The organism is Agromyces sp. NBRC 114283, assembly GCF_030268405.1.
GTDB classification, from domain to species: domain Bacteria; phylum Actinomycetota; class Actinomycetes; order Actinomycetales; family Microbacteriaceae; genus Agromyces; species Agromyces mediolanus.
The window spans coordinates 333,755-352,083 of sequence record NZ_BSQP01000001.1 but is presented as its reverse complement, the minus strand read 5'-3'; the positions used below and the strand labels follow the sequence as shown (position 1 = coordinate 352,083).

Here is an 18,329-nt window from a genome sequence, read left to right as displayed (position 1 = left end):
GGTGCTCCGGGCCCCCGCGCCGCGCCAGTGCGAGTCAGTCGTCGGTGCCGTTGTTCCCGTTGCCGGGCAGCGGGGAGGAGGTGATCGTCACGGTTGCGGCCGGGGACGAGGGGGAGTTGAGCTGACCGCAGAAGTAGCTGTAGCTCACGCTCACCTCGCCGGTCGCGTCGCTGTTCGTGGAGATGGTGACCTTGCGCACGTCGGCGGACACCGGGGAGGGCTGGGCGGCGGGGCCTTCGACGGTGATCGCGTAACCGGAGAGCGTCTGCCCGGCGGGGCAGCTCGCGGCCGGCCACGACACCTCGAAGGACTGCCCCGGGCTCACCGAGGAGGGGTTCACCGTGGGCGCCGAGCCGGGGGCCGCCGGCGTCTCCGGCTCCCCGTAGTAGGTGAGGGTGATCGTCGTGCCCGGCTGCACCGGACCGCTCGGGTTCACGTCGGAGACGGTGTTCGCGAGGCCGGGCTCGGAGGCCGGGCCGCCCTCGACCGCGTTCACCGGGAGCCCCATGCCCTCGATCTCCGCTCGCGCCGCATCGACGTTCATGCCGATGAAGTGCGTGCGGTCGATCTGCACGGTCTGGGGCGCCTCGGAGGTCGGCGGCGCGCTGGTGGTCTTCGGCGGCGCACTCGAGCTCGGTGGCGCGCTCGTCGTCGACGGACCCGCCTTGCCGCCGTTGAGCAGCAGCGCGACGATCGTGCCGATCAGCACGATCGCGAGGATCGCGATCAGGATGATCAGCGGCCACGTCCACTTGCTGCGCTTCTTCTTGCCTGCTTCGGGGTCGTCGGCTCCCGCCGCACCGTCGGCGCCGAGCGCCGCGCCGGCGGCTGCACCGGCTCCGGCCGCGAGCACGGTGGTCGCCGCGGTCGGCGCCCCCTGCTGCGGCATGAGCATCGTCGCGGCGGTGCCGTCTCCGGCGCCGAGCACCGCCGGCACCGCGGCCGCGGCGGCCTGGACGTCACCGCGGCGCAGCGCGGTCGCGGCCCGTGCGAGGTGTGCGGCCGACTGCGGCCGGTCGGCCGGGTTCTTCGCGATGCACGCGTAGACGAGGTTGCGGACCGGCTCCGAGACCGTCACCGGCAGCTCCGGCGGCGTCTCGTTGATCTGCGCCATCGCGATGGCGACCTGCGACTCGCCCGTGAACGGGCGGCGGCCGGCGAGGCACTCGTACGCGACGATGCCGAGCGAGTAGATGTCGGTCGTCGGCGAAGCCGGGTGACCGGAGGCCTGCTCGGGCGAGAGGTACTGGACGGTGCCCATCACCTGGCCGGTGGCCGTCAGCGGCACCTGGTCGGCGATGCGGGCGATGCCGAAGTCCGTGATCTTCACGCGCCCGTCGGGCGTGATCAGCAGGTTGCCGGGCTTGATGTCGCGGTGCACGAGGCCCGCCGCGTGCGCGGCCTGGAGCGCGGCCGCGGTCTGCGCGACGATGTCGAGCACCTTGTCGGTCGAGAGCACGTGCTCCCGCTCGAGGATGGTCGACAGCGCCTCGCCGGGCACGAGCTCCATCACGAGGTAGGCGCTGCCGTCCTCTTCGCCGTAGTCGAAGACGTTGGCGATGCCCTCGTGGTTCACGAGCGCCGCGTGCCGGGCCTCGGCGCGGAAGCGCTCGAGGAAGCCCGGGTCGCCGAGGTACTCGTCCTTCAGGATCTTGAGGGCGACCTGTCGGCCGATGACGAGGTCAGTGGCCTGCCACACCTCGCCCATGCCGCCGATCGCAATGCGCGACTGCAGTTCGTAGCGCCCACCGAAGGTGAGCCCTGCGCTCGGTCTCATTTGTTCAGCACCGCCTCTAGTACCTGTTTCGCCACCGGTGCGGCAATTCCGTTGCCGAACCCCTCTTGCCCTTGTCCCCCGCCGTCTTCCACCAGGACCGTGATCGCATACTGGGGGGCGTCGGCCGGGGCAAAACCGGTGAACCAGAGAGTGTACGGGTCACTCTCGCCGTTCTCCGCGGTGCCCGTCTTCCCAGCCACGCTGACGCCGTCTATTCTTGCATTACTCGCGGCGCCGTTCTCGACGCCGTTCACCATCATCTGCACCATGGTGTCGGCCGTCTGCTTGCTGATCGCGCGGCCGAACTCGCTCTTCTGGAACTCCTGCAGCGGAGTGAAGTCGGGAGCCGTGATCTGGTCGACGAGGTTGGGGTTCATCACGATGCCGCCGTTCGCGATCGCAGCCGAGACCATCGCCATCTGCAGCGGCGTGGCCCGCACGTCGCCCTGGCCGAACGCGGTGAGCGCGGTCTGCGGCTCGTCGAGCGCCCGCGGGTAGGTGCTCGGCTCCGTCGCGGTCGGGATGTCGAACTCCGAGTCGAACCCGAACTTCTCCGCCTGCTCGCGGATGGCGTCGTCGCCGAGCGCCATGCCGAGCTCGGCGAACGGGATGTTGCACGAGAGCCGGAGGGCGTCCGCGAGGGTCACCTGCGCACCGCCCCCGCACGTTCCACCGTCGGTGTTGCGGACGACCGAGTTCGTGCCGGGGAGGGTGAGCTCGGCCGGGTTCGGGAAGGTGCTGTCGGGCGTGTACTGCCCGGATTCGAGGGCCGCGGCGGTGACGACGAGCTTGAAGACCGAGCCGGGCGGGTTCATGTCGCCGCCCGTCGCGCGGTTGTAGAGCGGGTCGGACGGGTCGTCGAGGAGCGCCTGGTAGGTGTCCTGGACCTCGCCGCTGTTGTGCACCGCGAGCGAGTTCGGGTCGTACGTCGGCTTCGTGACCATCGCGATGATGCGGCCAGTCGAGGGCTCGGTGACGATGACGGCGCCGGTGTAGTCGCCGAGCGCGTCCCACGCCGCCTGCTGGGCGACGGGATCGATCGCGACCTCGACGGAGGCGCCCATCGGGTCCTGGCCCGAGATCAGCCGGTTCAGCTGGTCGAAGAACTGCGTGGAGGACTGGCCGCTGAGGTACGAGTTCAGGGAGCGCTCGAGGCCGGTCGCCTCGCCGTTGACCGGGAGGAAGCCGGTGATCGGCGCGTACAGCGGGCCGTTCGCGTAGACGCGCTGGAACTTGTAGTCGTCGTCGGACGGCTGGGAGTACGCGATCGGTTCGCCGCCGACGAGGATCGGGCCGCGCTCGACCGAGTAGCTCTCGTACAGCGTGCGCGAGTTCCGCGGGTCGTTGGCCAGCGCTTCCGCCTGCGCGTACTGCACGATCGTCGAGGCGACGAAGAGCGACAGGAACATGACGAAGACGAGGATCGTGATGCGCTTCAGTTCGCGGTTCATCCGTCGATCACCAGCCTCGGATGGTTGCGGACCGTGTCGGAGAGCCGCAGCAGCAGCGCGACGATGATCCAGTTCGCGACGAGCGAGGATCCGCCGGCCGCGAGGAACGGGGTAGTCAGGCCGGTGAGCGGGATGACGCGCATGACGCCGCCGACGACGATGAACACCTGCAGGGCCACGACGAAGGAGAGCCCGACGCCGAGCAGCTTGCCGAAGTCGTCCTGCCCGGCGAAACCGATCCGGAAGCCGCGGGACACGAACAGCAGGTAGAGCGCGAGGATCGCGAAGATTCCGGCGAGGCCGAGCTCCTCGCCGAGGCTCGCGATGATGTAGTCCGACTGCGGCACGGGCGTGATGTCCGGGCGGCCCTGGCCCCAGCCGGTGCCGATCAAGCCGCCGTTCGAGAGCCCGAACAGGCCCTGCACGAGCTGGTAGCTGCCGCCCACCTCGGCCTCGTAGCGGGCCGGGTCGAACGGGTTCAGCCAGTTTGCGAAACGGTTGCCCACGTACTCGAGCACCTGGCTCGCGATGAGGGCGCCGGCGAGGAACAGCGAGAGGCCGAGCACGATCCACGACAGTCGACCGGTCGCGACGTACAGCATCACGAGGAACAGCCCGAAGTAGAGCAGGGCGGTGCCGAGGTCGCGCTGGAACACGATGACCGCCATCGACAGGGCCCACACGACGAGCAGCGGCCCGAGGTCGCGCGCCCGCGGGAAGCGCATGCCGAGGAAGGTGCGGCCCACCATCGACAGGGAGTCGCGGTTGCGCACGAGGTAGCCCGCGAAGAACACGGCCAGGGCGATCTTCGCGATCTCGCCGGGCTGGAAGTTCATCACGCCGGCGATGGAGATCCACACCTGCGCGCCGTCGTGGTCGTCGCCGAGCCCCGGCACGAGGGGGAGCAGGAGCAGCACGATCGCGACGAGACCGGACAGGTAGGTGTACTTGAACAGCACCCGGTGGTTGCGGATCACGAGGATCGTCACGATCGCGCAGACGATCGCGATGGCGCTCCACACGATCTGGCGCACGGCCGCGCTGTCCCAGCCGGTGTCGCCCTCGGCGATGTCGATGCGGTAGATCATCGCGATGCCGATGCCGTTGAGGAGGGTCGCGATCGGCAGCAGGAAGGGATCGGCGTCGCGCGCGACGAAGCGCATCGAGATGTGCAGCGCCAGGACGAGCGCCGAGAGCCCGGCGCCCAGCAGGATCAGCTGCGTGTCGATGGCCCCGAGCGCGCCGAGCTGCACGAGCACGATCGCGCCGGCGTTGATCGCGCAGGCGAAGAGCAGCAGGGCGAGCTCGAGGTTGCGGAGCTTCTGCGGCAGGCGGATGCGGCGGATGCCGGAGGGCGGCGTCGGCTCGCCGGCGGCCCGGGCGGCGCGACGGGCGCCCCTCGACGAGCTCGGGGAACCAGTCGAGCTCGGGGAACCAGTCGAGCTCGGGGAGCCGGCCGAGATGGGGGCGATGGGGTCAGTCAAGCGACGCCTCCAATCGCTGGACGATGCGGGACGCCTCGGAGTAGGAGTCGGCGCTGATCGTCTGCTCCACCCGCTGCTGATCGTAGGTGCGCAGCTCGGAGACGTCGATCGTCGTCTCGGTGTGCAGCTCGTGCAGCGAGATCGGCCCGAGGTTCTGCTGGATGCCCTGGTAGATCGCCACGCGCCCGTTGTGCTCGCCGACGTAGAAGCGGGTCTGCGTCCACTGGTAGCCGATGACGAAGGCCGCGACGATCGCGCCGACGAGCAGCACGATCCAGGCGCCCCAGACGATGCGGCGGCGGCGCCGGCGGCGCTCGTCCTCCTCGATCAGTTCGTCGAAGTAGTCGACCGAGTCCGGTTCGAAGTGCGTCTCCTGCACCGGGTGCGGGCGGAACGGCGTGAGTCGGATGCCGCGGGGCCGGGCGGGCTCGGGCGTCTTGAACGCGAGCGGCGCGGCGGCCGAGCCGACCATGACGCCGGGCGTCTCCGGCGCGGGGGGTTCGCCGATGTCGACGACGATGACGGTCACGTTGTCGGGCGCGCCGCCGTCGAGCGAAGCCTTGACGAGTCGTTCGGCGACGGGCTTCGCGCTCTGATCGCTCGCGAGGAAGTCGTGGATCTCCTCGAAGGAGACGACGCCGGACAGGCCGTCGGAGCAGAGCATCCAGCGGTCGCCCGGACGGGTCTCGAGCACCATCGTGTCGATCTCCGGGGAGGCCTCGACATCGCCGAGCACGCGCATCAGCACCGAACGGCGGGGGTGCACCATCGCCTCCTCGGCGGTGATGCGGCCGGCGTCGACGAGCCGCTGCACGAAGGTGTGATCGATGGTGACCTGGTTGAGCTCGCCCGAGCGGAGTAGGTAGATGCGGGAGTCGCCGATGTGCGCGATGACCACGCGGTCGCCCGTCAGCATCATCGCGCTGACGGTCGTGCCCATGCCGGTCAGCTCGGAGTGCTCGGCGACCGTCTCCGCGAGCCGCCGGTTCGCCGCGATCAGGGCGCCCTCGAGCGTCGCGGCCGCCTCGGTGGGGTCGGTGAAGGCGTGGTCGACCTCCGCGATGCGGTGCGTCGCGATCGCGCTCGCCACATCGCCGCCGGCGTGACCGCCCATGCCGTCGGCCACGAAGAAGAGGTGGTTGCCCTCGAAGCCGGAGTCCTGGTTGTTGCTCCGGACCCGGCCGACGTGTGAGACCGCCGCGCTCGCCTTGACGTGCGTCATGGGCTACCGCCGGAGCTCGAACGTCGTCGCGCCGACCTTGACCGGGACTCCGAGCGGGATCGGGGTCGGCACGCTCACCCGGGAGCCGTCGAGGAAGGTGCCGTTCGTGGAATCGAGGTCCTGGATCATCCACCGGTCGTTCCACAGCATGAGCCGGGCGTGGTGGGTCGAGGTGTAGTCGTCGCGGATGATGATCGCCGAATCGGCCGAGCGGCCGATGGTGATCTCGTCACGGCCGAGCGGGAACTCGGCACCGGCCTTCGGGCCGGAGGTGATCACGAGCGTTCGGGCGTTCTGCGCCGAGGCGATCTCACCGTTGGCCGGGGCAGGAGCCGGGGCCGGCTTGCGGGTGCCGCCGCCGGGCGTGATCGGCGAGCTCGGGAAGCCGGACGCCGCCGGGGTGCCGGCCTGCGCCGCATCGGGCTGGAGCTTGCGCACCCGCTGGCCGAAAAGGTCGCTGCGCAGGGCGTAGACGATGGCGAACACGAACACCCACATCAGCAGCAGGAAGCCGATCTGGAGGACGAGGAGGGTGAGTTGACTCATTCGGCCGGCCCCCAGAACCCGTTCATGTCGTGGCGCTCCGTCGCGGGTTCGCGGCGCGGCGCGGCCGCGGCCTGCGCGAGGACGCGGAACACGATGCGGGTGCGCCCGATGGTGATCACCGAGTCCGGCTCCAGGACGGAGTCGGACACCGGGGCGCCGTCGAGCTGGGTGCCGTTGGTCGAGCCGAGGTCGCGCACGCGTGCGCGCGAGCCGTCCCACTGCACCTCGGCGTGCCGGCGGGAGGCGCCGGTGTCGCCGAGGGCGATGTCGGCCTCGCTGCCGCGGCCGAGCACCGTGCGGCCCTTGATGATGGGGTAGCGCTTGCCGTCGATGTCGAGCACCGGCGTCCAGGCGACCTGGCCCTTCACGTTCTGCGAGTCGACCTGCACCATGCCGACGCTGAGCTCGGCATCGGGCTGCAGCTCGATGGTGATGCCGCCGGCGAACTGGAAGCGCTGGCTCGCGGCGTGCTTCTGCACGAGGTCGACGAGCTCGTCGGTGAGCGCGGGGCCCAGCCGGGACATCCGGTCGTAGTCCTCCGCCGACATCCGCACCGTGAAGGTGTTCGGCACCAGGACGCGGTCGCGCGAGACGACGGCGGCCTTCGTGTCGATCTCGCGCTTCAGGGCGGAGGTGATCTCCACCGGCTGGAGACCGGAACGGAAGGTCTTCGCGAACGCGCCGTTGACGGCGCGCTCGAGACCCTTCTCGAAGTTGTCCAGTAGGCCCACAGGTCTCCCGATTCCGGTGTCTGACTTCGCGTCATGTTAGCGCGAGCGGCTGAAAATGCTGGGTGATCAGTCCAGGGGGATGGTCGCATCCCCCTCGTCGACGTCGAGCGAGAGCGTCGGCACCGAGGCGGTGAGCAGCGTGCCGTCGGCCCGGCGGGCCCCCTCCACGTCGCGCATCGTCGGCCGGCCGAGGATGCGCGGGCCCTGTCCGTCGAGGGGCACCGAGACGTCCGCCTCGGCGGTCACGACGACCGGCGTGCCGCGCACCGCGAGCTCCACCCGCTCGCCCGTCTCGAGGGCGAAGCGGATCGCCTCGGGCTGCACCGTGACGCGGACCCGCGCCCCGCGCAGCGTGATGCGGAAGGTCAGCTCGTCCCAGCCGTCGGGCAGCCGCGGGTCGAAGCCGTACTTGCCCTTGTGGTCGCGGAAGCCGCCGAAACCGAACACGAGTGCGCTCCACACGCCGCCCGTCGACGCGACATGCACGCCGTCGGCGGCGTTGTGGTGCAGATCGGCGAGGTCGACGAACAGCGCCGAGCGGAAGTAGCGCAGCGCGAGCTCGTGATAGCCGACCTCGGCCGCCATGATCGACTGCACGACCGCCGACAGCGTCGAGTCGCCCGTGGTCAGCGGGTCGTAGTACTCGAAGTCGGCGAGCTTCTGCTCGGTCGTGAACCGGTCGCCCTGCAGGAAGAGGGCCAGCACGACATCCGCCTGCTTCAGCACCTGGAAGCGGTAGATCACCAGCGGGTGGTAGTGCAGCAGGAGCGGGCGCAGCTGCTCCGGGGTCTGCTCGAGGTCCCACAGCTCCTTGTCGAGGAACGCGGCGTCCTGCGGGTGTACGCCGAGCTTCGCGTCGAAGGGGATGTGCATGTGCGCCGCGGCGCGGCGCCAGCCGGCGACCTCGGCCGGGGTCACGCCGAGCCGCTCGACGAGCTTGTGGTACTCGAGCGGATGCCGCACCTGCAGCTGGTCCACCGCGCTCGCCGCGTCCTCGAGGTTCGCCCGGGCCATGACGTTCGTGTACAGGTTGTCGTTCACGACGGTCGTGTACTCGTCGGGCCCGGTGACGCCGTGGATGTGGAACACGTCGTCGGCGTTGTGCCGCCAGAAGCCCAGGTCCTCCCACATCCGCGCCGTCTCGACGAGGATGTCGATCGCGCCGCGGGCGAGGAAGTCCTCGTCGCCCGTGGCCTGCACGTAGTGCATCAGCGCGTAGGAGATGTCGGCGTCGATGTGGTACTGCGCGGTGCCCGCCGCGTAGTACGCGCTCGACTCGAGGCCGTTGATCGTGCGCCACGGGAACAGGGCGCCCTGCTGGTTCAGCTCGAGCGCACGGGCACGGGCCGCCGGCAGCATCTTCTGACGGAAGCGCATGACGTTCCGGGCCACGATCGGCGCCGTGTACGTGAGGAACGGCATGACGTAGATCTCGGAGTCCCAGAAGTAGTGGCCGCCGTAGCCCGACCCCGAGACCCCCTTCGCCGCGACGCCGCCGCCGTCGGTTCGAGCGGAGGCCTGGGCGAGCTGGAACAGGTTCCACCGGATCGCCTGCTGCAGCAGCGGCTGCCCGCCGACCTCGACGTCCGAGCGGACCCAGTAGTCGTCGAGCCAGTCGCGCTGCTGCGTGAAGAGCTCGGCGACGCCCTGCTCGAGCGCCCGGTCGAGCGTGCGGTCGGCGCGGTCGCCGAGCTCGCGCGCCGGCACCGAGCGGGCCGAGTGGTAGCTGACGAGCTTCGTCACGCGGATCGGATGGCCCTGCTTCGCCTGCACCCGATAGGTGTGCTTGGCGAGATCGTCGTCGATCGTGCCGGTCTCGGTGTACGGGTTGTCCGTCGCGATGGCGTGCTCGGCGCCGACCGCGAGGGCCATCCCGGAATTCGTGGTCTGGTAGCCGAGCAGGTAGCGGTCGCCGTGCTGCCGCTTCACCCGCGGCTGCAGGACCCGCTCGGTGAAGGTCTCGGCCTTGCGCGGGTCGAAGGCGCCGGGCGCCTCGGTGACGCCCGATCGGTACTCGTCGCGGCCGTCCTGGCGGTTCAGGATGTGGCTCGTGATCGTGACCGCGGCGTCGGCGTCGAGCAGCTCCACCTCGTAGTCGAGCACCGCGAGGTGCCGGTCGACGAAGCTCGTCATGCGGCGGCTCGTGATGAGCACCCGCTTGCCGGCCGGGGTGCGCCACTCGATCGAACGACTCAGCACACCCGTGCGGAAGTCGAGCCGGCGCTCGTAGGCGAGGATCTCGGCCTCGGTGATGACGAGCGGCTCGTCGTCGACGTAGAGGCGGATGATCTTCGCGTCCGGGGCGTTCACGATCGTCTGGCCGACGCGGGCGAAGCCGAAGGCCTCCTCGGCGTGCCGGATCGGCCAGGTCTCGTGGAAGCCGTTGACGAAGGTGCCGTGCGCGAAGCCGTCGCGGCCCTCCTCGATATTGCCGCGGAGGCCGAGGTAGCCGTTGCCGACCGCGAACAGGGTCTCGGTGCGGCCCTGGTCGTCGGCCTGGAAATCGGTTTCGACCAGCGCCCACTCGTCGAGCGGGAACCGGGTGCGGTTCAGCGGGTCGGTGTCGGCGAACCTCATGCAGTGCGCTTTCCGGTCGTGGGGTCGGGGGAGGGCGGTGCGATGCTCAGCGCGGGGACGAGCTCGTCGAGCTCGTCGACGACGACATCGGCACCGAGCCGCAGCAGCGTATCGCGTCCGACGCCGCGGTCGACGCCGACGACGAGGCCGAAGTCGCCGGCGGCGCCCGCCTGTACGCCGGACTCGGCGTCCTCGACGACGGCGCAGGCCTTCGACGGCACGCCCAGCAGCTCGGCCGCGCGCGTGTAGGTGTCGGGCGCGGGCTTGCCGGGCAGCTGCTCGGCGGCCGCGTAGCCGCCGTCGACGACGACCTCGAAGCGCGGGGCGAGGCCGGCGGCGCGCAGCACCTCGGGGGCGTTCTTCGAGCTCGACACGACTGCGGCGAGGCATCCGGCCGCTTCGATCGCATCGAGGAAGGCGACGCTCGCGGGATAGGGCGAGACGCCCTCCTCGGCGAGGGTGTCGGTGAATACGGCGTTCTTGCGGTTGCCGAGGCCGTGCACGGTGTCGGCGCTCGGCGGATCGCTCGGCTCGCCCTCCGGGACGCGGATGCCCCGGCTCGCGAGCAGGCTGCGCACGCCGTCGTAACGGGGCTTGCCGTCGATGTACGCGAAGTAGTCGGCCTCGGTGTACGGGGCAGCTCCGTGCTCGGCGAGGTAGGGGGTGAACAGCCGCGCCCAGGCGTGCATGTGCACCACCGCGGTCGGCGTCAGCACCCCGTCGAGGTCGAAGAGCCACGCGCGGATGGGGGAGAGATCGGGGGAGGGGTCGACGGTAGTCACGCCGGTCCTTTCGTCACGTCGTCGTCGTCACGTCGGTCTGGGCGTCAACACCCGCGTCCGATGCTATGCCCGGAGGCGCGCGGCCCGCGAGGGGAGGCGAGGACGCTCAGCGGGTTCGAAGGCGTCGTGCGGCGCGAGGTGGCGGCCGTCGAATGGAGTTCGGGCGGGTGAAGTGTTAGTCTCGATCGGCTGGCACGCGAGTGCCGGCATGCGCAAGTGGCGGAATAGGCAGACGCGCACGGTTCAGGTCCGTGTGCCCGAAAGGGCGTGGGGGTTCAACTCCCCCCTTGCGCACCACGAGAGATTCACGAAACCAAGCGATTTGGTTCACGAATCTCAATACAGAAGGAAAGCCCCGGCAGGAGTGCCGGGGCTTTCCTCCTTCTCAGGCCCGTTCAGACGCCCGATGGCCCCGCCCGACCCGGCTACAGTCCTGCGAGCAGCGCCCGCACCCGGTTCCGGGCATGCTGCCGCCTTCGTTGAGCTGGGGTGGTGGCCGTCTCAGCCGGGTGTCTGTTGAGCAGGTGGGCTACTCCTGCCAGCGTTCGTGTTCGTGTGGGGGCTCGTACGGGATGGTGCCGGTGTTCGCCCACTTGGTGAGGCTGTGTTTGGTGCGGGGTGGCCGCGGCTTCTTCGCGGTTCGGCGTCCTGCCGGGGCGAGGTGTTTCTCGTAGGCGTCGTGGAGGAAGCTGGCGATGCGACGGAGGTTGGTCGCGGCGGTGAGGACGGCGGTGACGAGGTAGGTGGCGGCGTAGCCGCGGAACCGGCGACGGAGCTTGCTTCCGAGGCCGGTGCGGGAGTCGTCCTTGATGTCGCCGTTGTAGGCCTCGACGACGTTGCGGTGGGCGTACCAGCGGCGCCATTCGTCGCTCTTGTGCGGGATGGGCTGCCAGTACTTGGCGCCGGCTTCGGCGGGAAAGCTGGTCGAGGACTTCGCGGTGCAGACCTTTGGGGGCATGCTCGGCGGCTTCCTGATGGTGAGTTCGACGGAGACTTTGCGAGAGCCGGTCTTGCCGTCGCGTGGCTTCAGTGGGCAGTTCGCGGTCGGGTTTGGGCCGGCGGCGGGGCACATCATCGGGGTGTTGCCGTGCTTGTCGGGCTTCTCCTTGGGGCGGAAGCGGTAGAGCTCGCGCCGCTTGATGTAGTTGCGGTGTGTTTCGTCGTCGATGTAGTCGGGGTGATCGGGCCGCCGTTGGTTGTTGCGGGTCGCGTTGATGAGTGATTCGGGCATGGAGGGGCAGTAGTAGCTGCCGTCGACGAGGATGGCGCCTTCGTGGTGGCCTTGGCGGCCGACCTCGTTCTTGTCGTAGTCGTTGATTGGGAGGTAGCCGAGGGCGCGGATGGGGAGCTGGAAGTTCTCCGGCTTTGCGCCGGGCAGGTAGAGCCGGTCGGCGATGAGGTACCCGGCTGGGTGGCCGCGGTCGGCGACGGAGCGGAGGGCGCTGAGCGCTTCCTGGGCTGCCTTCTTCGCGGGCCGGTGGAAGGCGATGCCGATGACGAGCTGGGGGAAGTCGGCGGGCTTGGTGGGGTCGTTCGTCGCCTGGACGATGTAGCAGGCTTCGAATCCCCATTTGGCGGTCTTCAGGGGCGGGCGGTCCTTGCTCGTGCTGGTGTACTTCGCGTACGCGTCGCGCAGGTCGGGGTCGCGGATGTACCAGCCGGCGTCGGGGTCCGTGGAGATGCCCTTGACTGACCGTGGCGAGTGGTAGCGACCGAACGCTTCGACGAAGGTCGAGTCGGCGGCGACGCCGCCGCCCCATTTCTGGTACTCGGCAGGGAGGACGTGGATGGTGGCCTCGAGCATCTGGTTACACAACCAGTCGATGCGGTCCTTGCGTTCGCGCCAGAGCTCTTCACTGCGGGCGGATTCGGCCAGCTGGAGGTACGTGTGGACGTCGAGGCGCTTCCGGCGGCCGCGCGGGAGGGGCTCAGGGTCCAGGAGCGTGCGGAGCGTTTCCCAAGCGCGCCAGATCCGCCCGTACGTGGCCCGGTAGTTCTTGCCCAGGGCGATGCCGTACCGTTCGCGGGTTTTGTCGTCGAACCGGTCGATGACGATGTCGACCATGTTCCGGATGAGGAGCGCGTTGTCCTCGTCGGCGAGGAGGAACATCAGCAGCAGGATGGTGCGGATGGTGGTGGTGCCCGGGCGGCCGCCGGGCGCGGTCTTCGTCCGGTCCGCTCGCCGCCAGGTTTCGAGCTGCTCGATGATGCCGGCGTTGTCGATGAACTGCGCGATACGGTTCACTCTGGCGAGCGGGATGGGGTCTTTCCGTCGTTGGGCATTGACTTTCGCCTGGGTGTCGAGCATGGCGGCGAGACCAGCACGGTTCGGGGTGGGCCGGCTCATCATGCACCCGCCTTCGCCGAGGTGAGTACCGCGTCGCTGTCTGCGGGGTCGGGGAGGTACGCGAGGTAGTGCTGTAGCGAGGTGGTGGACGTGAGGCCGGCGGCGGGGAGTAGCACGTTGAGCGGAACCCCTGCGCGAAGCTGCGCGTGAATCCAGGTCGCGCGGAGCCGCGACGGGCGCGGCTTGGGGCCCATTCCTTGCGTGTCTCTGATGAAGACCTTGAGCGTGTGCTGGTCGCGCGCTCCATTGGTTCGGAAGAGGTAGGCTGCCGGGTTCGCGTCGCGGACGGCGCGGAAGTACTCTTCCCATCCGTCGAGGACCGGGACGAATCTCGGTACCCGGCCCGGCACGTGCAGGCCGAGGCCCGCGGGCTTGATGTGGTCGGCGTGCGCGTTTCGCACCTCGTCGGGCGTGAGACCGCACCCGACACCGAGGGTCAGTACGGCGAGGGCGTTGTTCCGCTGACGTTCGCTGGGCTGACTGGTTGCCCACGCGGCGAAGTGCGCGAGTTCAGCCCGTGTGTATGGCTGCTGCGCCGACGTTCGCGAGGTCGTGGACGCGGGTGCGGGCGCAGAGACGAGGTCGTGGGCGATGCGGAGAAGGAGGGAACGTTGACGCACCTGGCTCGTCTGCGAGAGTCCGGTGCGGGTCGCCATGTGTTCTTCGATGAGGGCGGTGTCGAAGATGCCGTCTCGGGTCAGGGGCATGCCCGCCACTCGGACCGCCCAGATGACGAACTGGGTGGTGAAGATGAGGGCGCGGCGGACCTGCTCGGCGTCGTCGAGCGTCGTCGCGCGGATGGCGTCGCGGACGAACTCAGCGACCGGGGCCCAGTGGGTCGCCGGAGCGTTCGGGGTGTAGGTGCCGATGAGAGTGTCGATGGAAGATGCATTCACGTGGGGTTCTGTGCGCTCGGTTTTGGCGAGGTGTCGCGACACGCCGGTATTCTGAGCATTCTTCTGCGTCTGAGGCGCAGAAGATGCGGAAAAGACGCAATCCACGTAGGGTGCGTGTCTATGGGGGCACCGAGGTTCGAACCGCGCAGTTTCGCGGCGCTGCCGAAGCTGTTCGGGAAGGAGAAGGAGATCGTTTGGAACCCCGTCTCCGGTCGTGATGCGGAGGCGCGTCTGCGGGCGGCGAAGCTGCAGCACCACTTCTCATACCTCGTGTGGCGGAGCCTTCAGTCAGGTGGGTGGACGGTCGGCAGGTACACGACTGCCGTCGGTACCGACTACGACCGGTTCGGCCGGATACTCAGAGGTGAGATCCCCGCGAAGTTCGAGGACCTGTTCCTCGCTGCGGAGTTCTTCAGCTTCGACCTCCGGCTGGCGCCGATGCATCAGCCGGCATCCTGAAGCTCGGCATGCCGGAGCGCGAACCTCGCCGCGCCCGGGCTCGGCGGCGGAACAAAACGCATGTAGCGGGTGAGCGCCTCCAGGGAGCTCACGCCAGCGGCCTCCAGCAGCGCGAGCGGCGGAGCCCCGGAAGCAAGTAGCGTGACGATCCACGTTGCTCGGAGTCGCGGTGATTGCGGCTTCAACCCGATGCCGGCGCTGCGGGCGACGAAGTTCGTGACGATGTTCGGGTAGAACTTCCCGTGCCCGGGGCGGAAGAGCGGGACCCCTGGACGAGAACTCCGCCGCGTCTGCTCGAGCAGTTCTTCCCAGGAGCGCAGCAGCGGGACCGTGCGCGGCCGTTCACCACGGACATGGATGAGCGTTCCTTCATCGTCGACCACGATGTCCTCAGGCACGACGGCAGCGAGCTCGCGAGCTGCGAGCCCGGCGCCGGCGCCGAGGGTGACGAGCGCGGCCGCAGACTGCCGGGCGACCTCGGTGGGTTGGGTTCGTGCCCAGGAGTTGAACGAATTGAGCTCCGCCTGCGTGTACGGCGCGGATGGTTCAGCCGAGGAGAGCGCCGGCAGCCGTGCCGGGTGCGCGTCGGGAAGCAGGATCTCGGCGACACGCAGCAGTTGCGAGCGGGTGTTCCCGCGGCTTGCCTCGGAGAGCCGCTCGGCGTGGTGGACCGCATGCACGATGATCGCGCGGTCAAACACCTCCGCCCGGTCGAGTTCGAGGCCTGCGACGAACACGCACCAGTGCACGTGCGCGGCGACCGTCTTCATCAGTTGCTGCGTCGAGTACGGGATCTGGGCGTGCGATTCGAGCACCGCGGCGCGCACGAACGGCGCGATCCGCGTCCAGTGTGTCGCCGGCATCGCAGGCGTGAAGGCGCCGATGCGGTTCGCGCTCATCGCGGACCGTCGCTTCCATGCAGAGCGCAGCTATCCATGTGCGGATCCATGCGCGGTCCCGGACTGGGGTCCGCCAACGTACGACGGGTATTAAAATACGCGCTCTGGTGGTGAGGTGCAACGCTCGTTGCGGCGGCATCTAGCCGAGCGAGACCTCCGGGTCTGAGTGTTGCTTGGGAGCGAATTCACCAGCGTTCCCGGGGAGGCCGAGCGTGCCCCGACGTGGCTGGCGTTCGGTGGATGCTCCGACGGACGTGTTTCGCTTCGGTTCGCGTGGCCGCACCGCGCGCGCCAGTACGGCGGCCAGACGCCGATGCGAGCCGCTGGCTTGGTTCTCGAAACGTGCAGCGACGAACTCGTCTCGGAGCGGGCTGCCGATTCGGAATTGCGCCGCGTCGAGCAGGTATCCGGCGTTCTCGCTCAGCTGTTTGAAGAACACGAACTGGGCCCTGGTGTTCCCCTCCCGGAAGGAGTGGATCACGTTGATCTCGCCCCAGTGGTCAGCCAGCCGGTCCACGAACTCGGCCTGCGGGAGGCCGACGAGGAGGTGTTCTTCAGCGAGCAGCGCGTAGCGATCCTCGGCGTTCTCGGCGATGTACTCGGCGGGGAAGTACGCATACGCAGCCTCGCCACTGCCGGTGACGACGTTCACGCCTGACTTCGTCATCCGCCCTGGCCCGACCCGCTCCTGTCCCGCCCAGTCGTACACGTCCTGGAAGATGTGCCGGTGGATGGCCTTCATGTGGGCGTAGTCGAAGTCGCCGGGGATCGGTTTCGCGGACAGTTCGAAGATCCGCAGCCGCGTGACGTCGTGTTCGAAGCGGGCGAGCATCGCAGCGTCCGAGAAACCTGGTCGGTTGCGCAGAACCTCCGTGCCGGGGATGAAGTAGTCGTCCCAGGCTTTGAATGCGCCCGGCACGTCAGCTGTCGCCCTGAATGCGACGGCGAGTGAGCTCGACCGCCTCGTCGATGGTCAGCTCTCCCCGGCCGACGCGACGCGCCAGTTCCTCCGATTCCGCGGAGGCATGGTGTCCTGCCAGTGCGAGGGCGGCATCTGCGGCGGCGAGATGCTCGGTGATCTCCGCTTCGCTCATCGGGGCATCTTCATGAGGAGTGGTCGACATGGCGACTCTGCTCCTTTCGCTCGGTGCCGCGAGAGCAGCACAATTCTACCAATCTGGGTAGCGGGGTGGCCCGCTGCTCCTGCTATGCGCGGTGGTTCGACGAGGTCCCCGCGGTGGCTACCTTGACAACCCCAGGTCGGTTATTAGAATAACCGTATGCGTGGAATCGCCCCCATCTGGTCGAGGTGGCACCCGCTGGCTGGATGGTCGTGCTCTACGCTCGGATCATGGCCAGGCCACCTCGACCGTCCCCGCGCGAAGTCGCGCCCGGATGGCCGGACGTGGAGGCGGTAGACCCCGTTGGTGAGGTCGCCCGTCTCTTCGCCCGGAACGTCGCCGACGCCATCGGTGACCGGAGCGTCAGAGCGGTCGCGAAAGACACCGGGGTCGACCACACCACTATCCTCAGCCTCCTCGCCGGCCGGGCGTGGCCGGACCTTGCCACCATCGCGAAGCTCGAGCTCGGCCTGGGTGTCGACCTCTGGCCTGGACGACCGACTCGCGACTGAGCGACGTGTTGCGGTCGCCGGCGATTGGCATGGCGATGTCCGCTGGGTCCAGCGGGCGGTGCCGGCGCTTGCGCGGCAGCATTCGGATGTGCGGACGATCTTGCACCTCGGAGACCTCGGAGTCTGGAGCCAGGAACGACCGCCTGGCTTTCTCGGCACCGTGGACTATTGGCTGGGACGTAGCGGGATCGACCGTCTCCTCCTGACACCGGGGAACCACGACGACTGGCACTGGCTGGAGGCGGAGTTCGCGACCGCCCCCGGCCGTGCCGTTTCCCTGAGTGATCGGGTGTGGGCGCTGCCGCGCGGCCTGCGATTCCAGATCGGTGGGCGAGTCTTCCTATCGTTTGGTGGGGCCGCGTCGATGGACTACGAAGCCCGCATCGAGGGCAGATCCTGGTGGGCCGAGGAAGCACCAACGGAGCTCGAGGCTGAGTACGCCGCGGCCGGCGGCCCGGTCGATGTGCTGCTGACGCACGACATGGTCGATGGTGGCACTCGGGAAGCCGCGGAGCAGCTCGCCCGCGGCCGATGGAGCCCTGAGGCACAGGCCTACTCGGCTATGGTTCGGGCGCGGGTCACCGCCGTGTGGGAGGAGGTGCGGCCGCGGCTACTCGCGCATGGGCACATGCACGTGACGGGCGGGCGGACGCTTTCGGACGGGCGGAGGGTCTACTCGATGGGATGCGAATGGATGCGAGGGAATCTGGCCGTTCTCGAGCTGTCTGCGTTGAAGTGGGACTGGGTGGCTTTCCCGCGCCTGGAGCGGGAGGGCGAAGGTGGACGGTGACGAAGCCCGGCACCGTGCGGCCCGGAACTGGAACCGTACGGTCGGTCCCTTCTACTCGCGTGCAACGCTCCTGCGTGACCTCGCCATCGCTGAAGCAGAACTCGACGCACGCATCGAACGGGCCGAGGTCCTTCGCCTCGAGCGTGGCGGTCGTGAGTTCTTTCCCGCGTTCCAGTTCCTCGGAGACAGGAGTACAGTGCCTGGGCTCCGGCAGCTGCGTGTCGCATTGAACCCGGCGCTCGACCCGGATGTTGACTGGTCCGTCACGCTCTGGCTCTGCGTGCGGCGGGACGAGTTCGATGGTGCGAACGCGGTCGAGCTCCTGCGAGGAGGTGCGTTCGACAGGGTCGCCGAAGAAGCCCAGAGAAACCCGGTCCTACCGCCCGGGGTGGGCGGCATCTGATTTCGGGGGTTGCCGAATCTGCTTCGCGGGTCGCTTCAGCTCTTTTCTGTGTCATCCTCGACGGCCGGGGGCGGTCCATCAGGGGATACGGCGCCGCCTTCGTTCACCCAGTCAGCGATCTCGGCGGCGTCCTCCTTCGATACCGGCCGAGGCCGTCGAAACAACGACTTCAACTTCTCCGTGAGCTTGGACATACCTGAACCATACGACCAGGCCCTCGTGCAGGATCGGCCTGCGTGTGCGGGTGAGTCTGTCTGAGCGACCGGCTGCCGAGACGCCCCGACCCGCCCGATGCGGTGACCGGGCGGGCCGTGCGGGGGCGTTCCTTGCGC

The 18,329-nt window shown here is 69.0% G+C and carries 18 protein-coding genes and 1 tRNA gene; 5 read left to right on the top strand and 14 right to left on the bottom strand.

Going from position 1 to position 18,329, the window contains the following annotated elements:
* Positions 1-34: 34 nt before the first annotated feature.
* From QSJ60_RS01660 to QSJ60_RS01625, 8 genes are all read right to left on the bottom strand, one after another.
* Positions 35-1,777 (bottom strand): protein kinase domain-containing protein, encoded by a 1,743-nt coding sequence (locus tag QSJ60_RS01660; RefSeq protein WP_285462290.1) that lies wholly within the window; start codon positions 1,775-1,777, stop codon positions 35-37.
* On the bottom strand, positions 1,774-3,228 hold the full coding sequence (locus QSJ60_RS01655; RefSeq protein WP_189083952.1) for a peptidoglycan D,D-transpeptidase FtsI family protein: 1,455 nt from the start codon (positions 3,226-3,228) through the stop codon (positions 1,774-1,776). Before QSJ60_RS01655 ends, QSJ60_RS01660 begins: the two co-directional genes overlap by 4 nt.
* Entirely contained in the window at positions 3,225-4,574 is a 1,350-nt protein-coding gene (locus tag QSJ60_RS01650; RefSeq protein ID WP_229781629.1) for an FtsW/RodA/SpoVE family cell cycle protein, read from the bottom strand. Before QSJ60_RS01650 ends, QSJ60_RS01655 begins: the two co-directional genes overlap by 4 nt.
* A gap of 130 nt (positions 4,575-4,704) precedes the next feature.
* The gene (locus tag QSJ60_RS01645; protein ID WP_189083951.1) at positions 4,705-5,934 is read right to left on the bottom strand and encodes a Stp1/IreP family PP2C-type Ser/Thr phosphatase; all 1,230 of its coding nucleotides are present in this window, start codon (positions 5,932-5,934) and stop codon (positions 4,705-4,707) included.
* A 3-nt stretch (positions 5,935-5,937) separates the two neighbouring features.
* Complete coding sequence (locus QSJ60_RS01640; RefSeq protein WP_285462289.1) at positions 5,938-6,480, bottom strand: FHA domain-containing protein FhaB/FipA; 543 nt, start codon at positions 6,478-6,480, stop codon at positions 5,938-5,940.
* On the bottom strand, positions 6,477-7,211 hold the full coding sequence (locus tag QSJ60_RS01635) for an FHA domain-containing protein (RefSeq protein WP_230765126.1): 735 nt from the start codon (positions 7,209-7,211) through the stop codon (positions 6,477-6,479). The genes QSJ60_RS01640 and QSJ60_RS01635 overlap by 4 nt, the downstream gene beginning before the upstream one ends.
* Before the next feature lie 66 nt (positions 7,212-7,277).
* Complete coding sequence (locus QSJ60_RS01630) at positions 7,278-9,788, bottom strand: glycoside hydrolase family 65 protein (RefSeq protein ID WP_285462288.1); 2,511 nt, start codon at positions 9,786-9,788, stop codon at positions 7,278-7,280.
* On the bottom strand, positions 9,785-10,570 hold the full coding sequence (locus QSJ60_RS01625; protein ID WP_285462287.1) for an HAD family hydrolase: 786 nt from the start codon (positions 10,568-10,570) through the stop codon (positions 9,785-9,787). The genes QSJ60_RS01630 and QSJ60_RS01625 overlap by 4 nt, the downstream gene beginning before the upstream one ends.
* Before the next feature lie 210 nt (positions 10,571-10,780).
* Between QSJ60_RS01625 and QSJ60_RS01620 the strand changes: the two genes are divergently transcribed.
* Positions 10,781-10,867, top strand: a tRNA-Leu gene (locus QSJ60_RS01620).
* A 232-nt stretch (positions 10,868-11,099) separates the two neighbouring features.
* Here QSJ60_RS01620 and QSJ60_RS01615 read toward each other — a convergent pair.
* Positions 11,100-12,917, bottom strand: coding sequence for a hypothetical protein (locus QSJ60_RS01615; protein WP_285462286.1), 1,818 nt, complete (start codon positions 12,915-12,917; stop codon positions 11,100-11,102).
* Positions 12,917-13,855 carry a site-specific integrase gene (locus tag QSJ60_RS01610; protein ID WP_285462285.1) on the bottom strand — a complete coding sequence of 313 codons (939 nt, stop codon included), beginning with the start codon at positions 13,853-13,855 and terminating at the stop codon, positions 12,917-12,919. The genes QSJ60_RS01615 and QSJ60_RS01610 overlap by 1 nt, the downstream gene beginning before the upstream one ends.
* Before the next feature lie 78 nt (positions 13,856-13,933).
* Between QSJ60_RS01610 and QSJ60_RS01605 the strand changes: the two genes are divergently transcribed.
* Entirely contained in the window at positions 13,934-14,272 is a 339-nt protein-coding gene (locus QSJ60_RS01605; RefSeq protein ID WP_251203929.1) for a hypothetical protein, read from the top strand.
* Here the strand turns inward: QSJ60_RS01605 and QSJ60_RS01600 are convergent.
* The 3 genes from QSJ60_RS01600 to QSJ60_RS01590 form a co-directional block, all read right to left on the bottom strand.
* Complete coding sequence (locus QSJ60_RS01600) at positions 14,257-15,171, bottom strand: site-specific integrase (protein ID WP_251203930.1); 915 nt, start codon at positions 15,169-15,171, stop codon at positions 14,257-14,259. The two genes, QSJ60_RS01605 and QSJ60_RS01600, sit on opposite strands and share 16 nt — an antisense overlap.
* A gap of 139 nt (positions 15,172-15,310) precedes the next feature.
* On the bottom strand, positions 15,311-16,090 hold the full coding sequence (locus QSJ60_RS01595) for a Fic/DOC family protein (RefSeq protein ID WP_251203931.1): 780 nt from the start codon (positions 16,088-16,090) through the stop codon (positions 15,311-15,313).
* 1 nt (position 16,091) lies between these two features.
* On the bottom strand, positions 16,092-16,265 hold the full coding sequence (locus QSJ60_RS01590; protein WP_251203932.1) for a hypothetical protein: 174 nt from the start codon (positions 16,263-16,265) through the stop codon (positions 16,092-16,094).
* Positions 16,266-16,498: 233 nt separating this feature from the next.
* On the opposite strand from QSJ60_RS01590, the gene QSJ60_RS01585 reads away from it, so the two are divergent.
* Genes QSJ60_RS01585 through QSJ60_RS01575 form a run of 3 tightly spaced genes read left to right on the top strand, consistent with a single transcriptional unit; the run spans position 16,499 to position 17,997 of the window.
* A complete protein-coding gene (locus QSJ60_RS01585; RefSeq protein WP_285462284.1) occupies positions 16,499-16,804 on the top strand; it encodes a helix-turn-helix domain-containing protein in 306 nt (101 codons plus the stop codon).
* Entirely contained in the window at positions 16,767-17,594 is an 828-nt protein-coding gene (locus QSJ60_RS01580) for a metallophosphoesterase family protein (RefSeq protein ID WP_285462283.1), read from the top strand. The genes QSJ60_RS01585 and QSJ60_RS01580 overlap by 38 nt, the downstream gene beginning before the upstream one ends.
* A complete protein-coding gene (locus tag QSJ60_RS01575; RefSeq protein WP_251203934.1) occupies positions 17,584-17,997 on the top strand; it encodes a hypothetical protein in 414 nt (137 codons plus the stop codon). Before QSJ60_RS01580 ends, QSJ60_RS01575 begins: the two co-directional genes overlap by 11 nt.
* Positions 17,998-18,032: 35 nt before the next feature.
* On the opposite strand, the gene QSJ60_RS01570 is transcribed toward QSJ60_RS01575, so the two are convergent.
* Entirely contained in the window at positions 18,033-18,191 is a 159-nt protein-coding gene (locus tag QSJ60_RS01570) for a hypothetical protein (RefSeq protein WP_285462282.1), read from the bottom strand.
* Between the last annotated feature and the right edge of the window lie 138 nt (positions 18,192-18,329).

What these genes read in the sequence shown, in the direction of transcription:
- QSJ60_RS01660 (WP_285462290.1), bottom strand. Translation starts at nt 1,777, where the DNA reads ATGAGACCGAGCGCAGGGCTCACCTTCGGTGGGCGCTACGAACTGCAG.
- QSJ60_RS01655 (WP_189083952.1), bottom strand. Translation starts at nt 3,228, where the DNA reads ATGAACCGCGAACTGAAGCGCATCACGATCCTCGTCTTCGTCATGTTC.
- QSJ60_RS01645 (WP_189083951.1), bottom strand. Translation starts at nt 5,934, where the DNA reads ATGACGCACGTCAAGGCGAGCGCGGCGGTCTCACACGTCGGCCGGGTC.
- QSJ60_RS01640 (WP_285462289.1), bottom strand. Translation starts at nt 6,480, where the DNA reads ATGAGTCAACTCACCCTCCTCGTCCTCCAGATCGGCTTCCTGCTGCTG.
- QSJ60_RS01630 (WP_285462288.1), bottom strand. Translation starts at nt 9,788, where the DNA reads ATGAGGTTCGCCGACACCGACCCGCTGAACCGCACCCGGTTCCCGCTC.
- QSJ60_RS01615 (WP_285462286.1), bottom strand. Translation starts at nt 12,917, where the DNA reads ATGAGCCGGCCCACCCCGAACCGTGCTGGTCTCGCCGCCATGCTCGAC.
- QSJ60_RS01605 (WP_251203929.1), top strand. Translation starts at nt 13,934, where the DNA reads ATGGGGGCACCGAGGTTCGAACCGCGCAGTTTCGCGGCGCTGCCGAAG.
- QSJ60_RS01600 (WP_251203930.1), bottom strand. Translation starts at nt 15,171, where the DNA reads ATGAGCGCGAACCGCATCGGCGCCTTCACGCCTGCGATGCCGGCGACA.
- QSJ60_RS01590 (WP_251203932.1), bottom strand. Translation starts at nt 16,265, where the DNA reads ATGAGCGAAGCGGAGATCACCGAGCATCTCGCCGCCGCAGATGCCGCC.
- QSJ60_RS01585 (WP_285462284.1), top strand. Translation starts at nt 16,499, where the DNA reads ATGGTCGTGCTCTACGCTCGGATCATGGCCAGGCCACCTCGACCGTCC.
- QSJ60_RS01570 (WP_285462282.1), bottom strand. Translation starts at nt 18,191, where the DNA reads ATGTCCAAGCTCACGGAGAAGTTGAAGTCGTTGTTTCGACGGCCTCGG.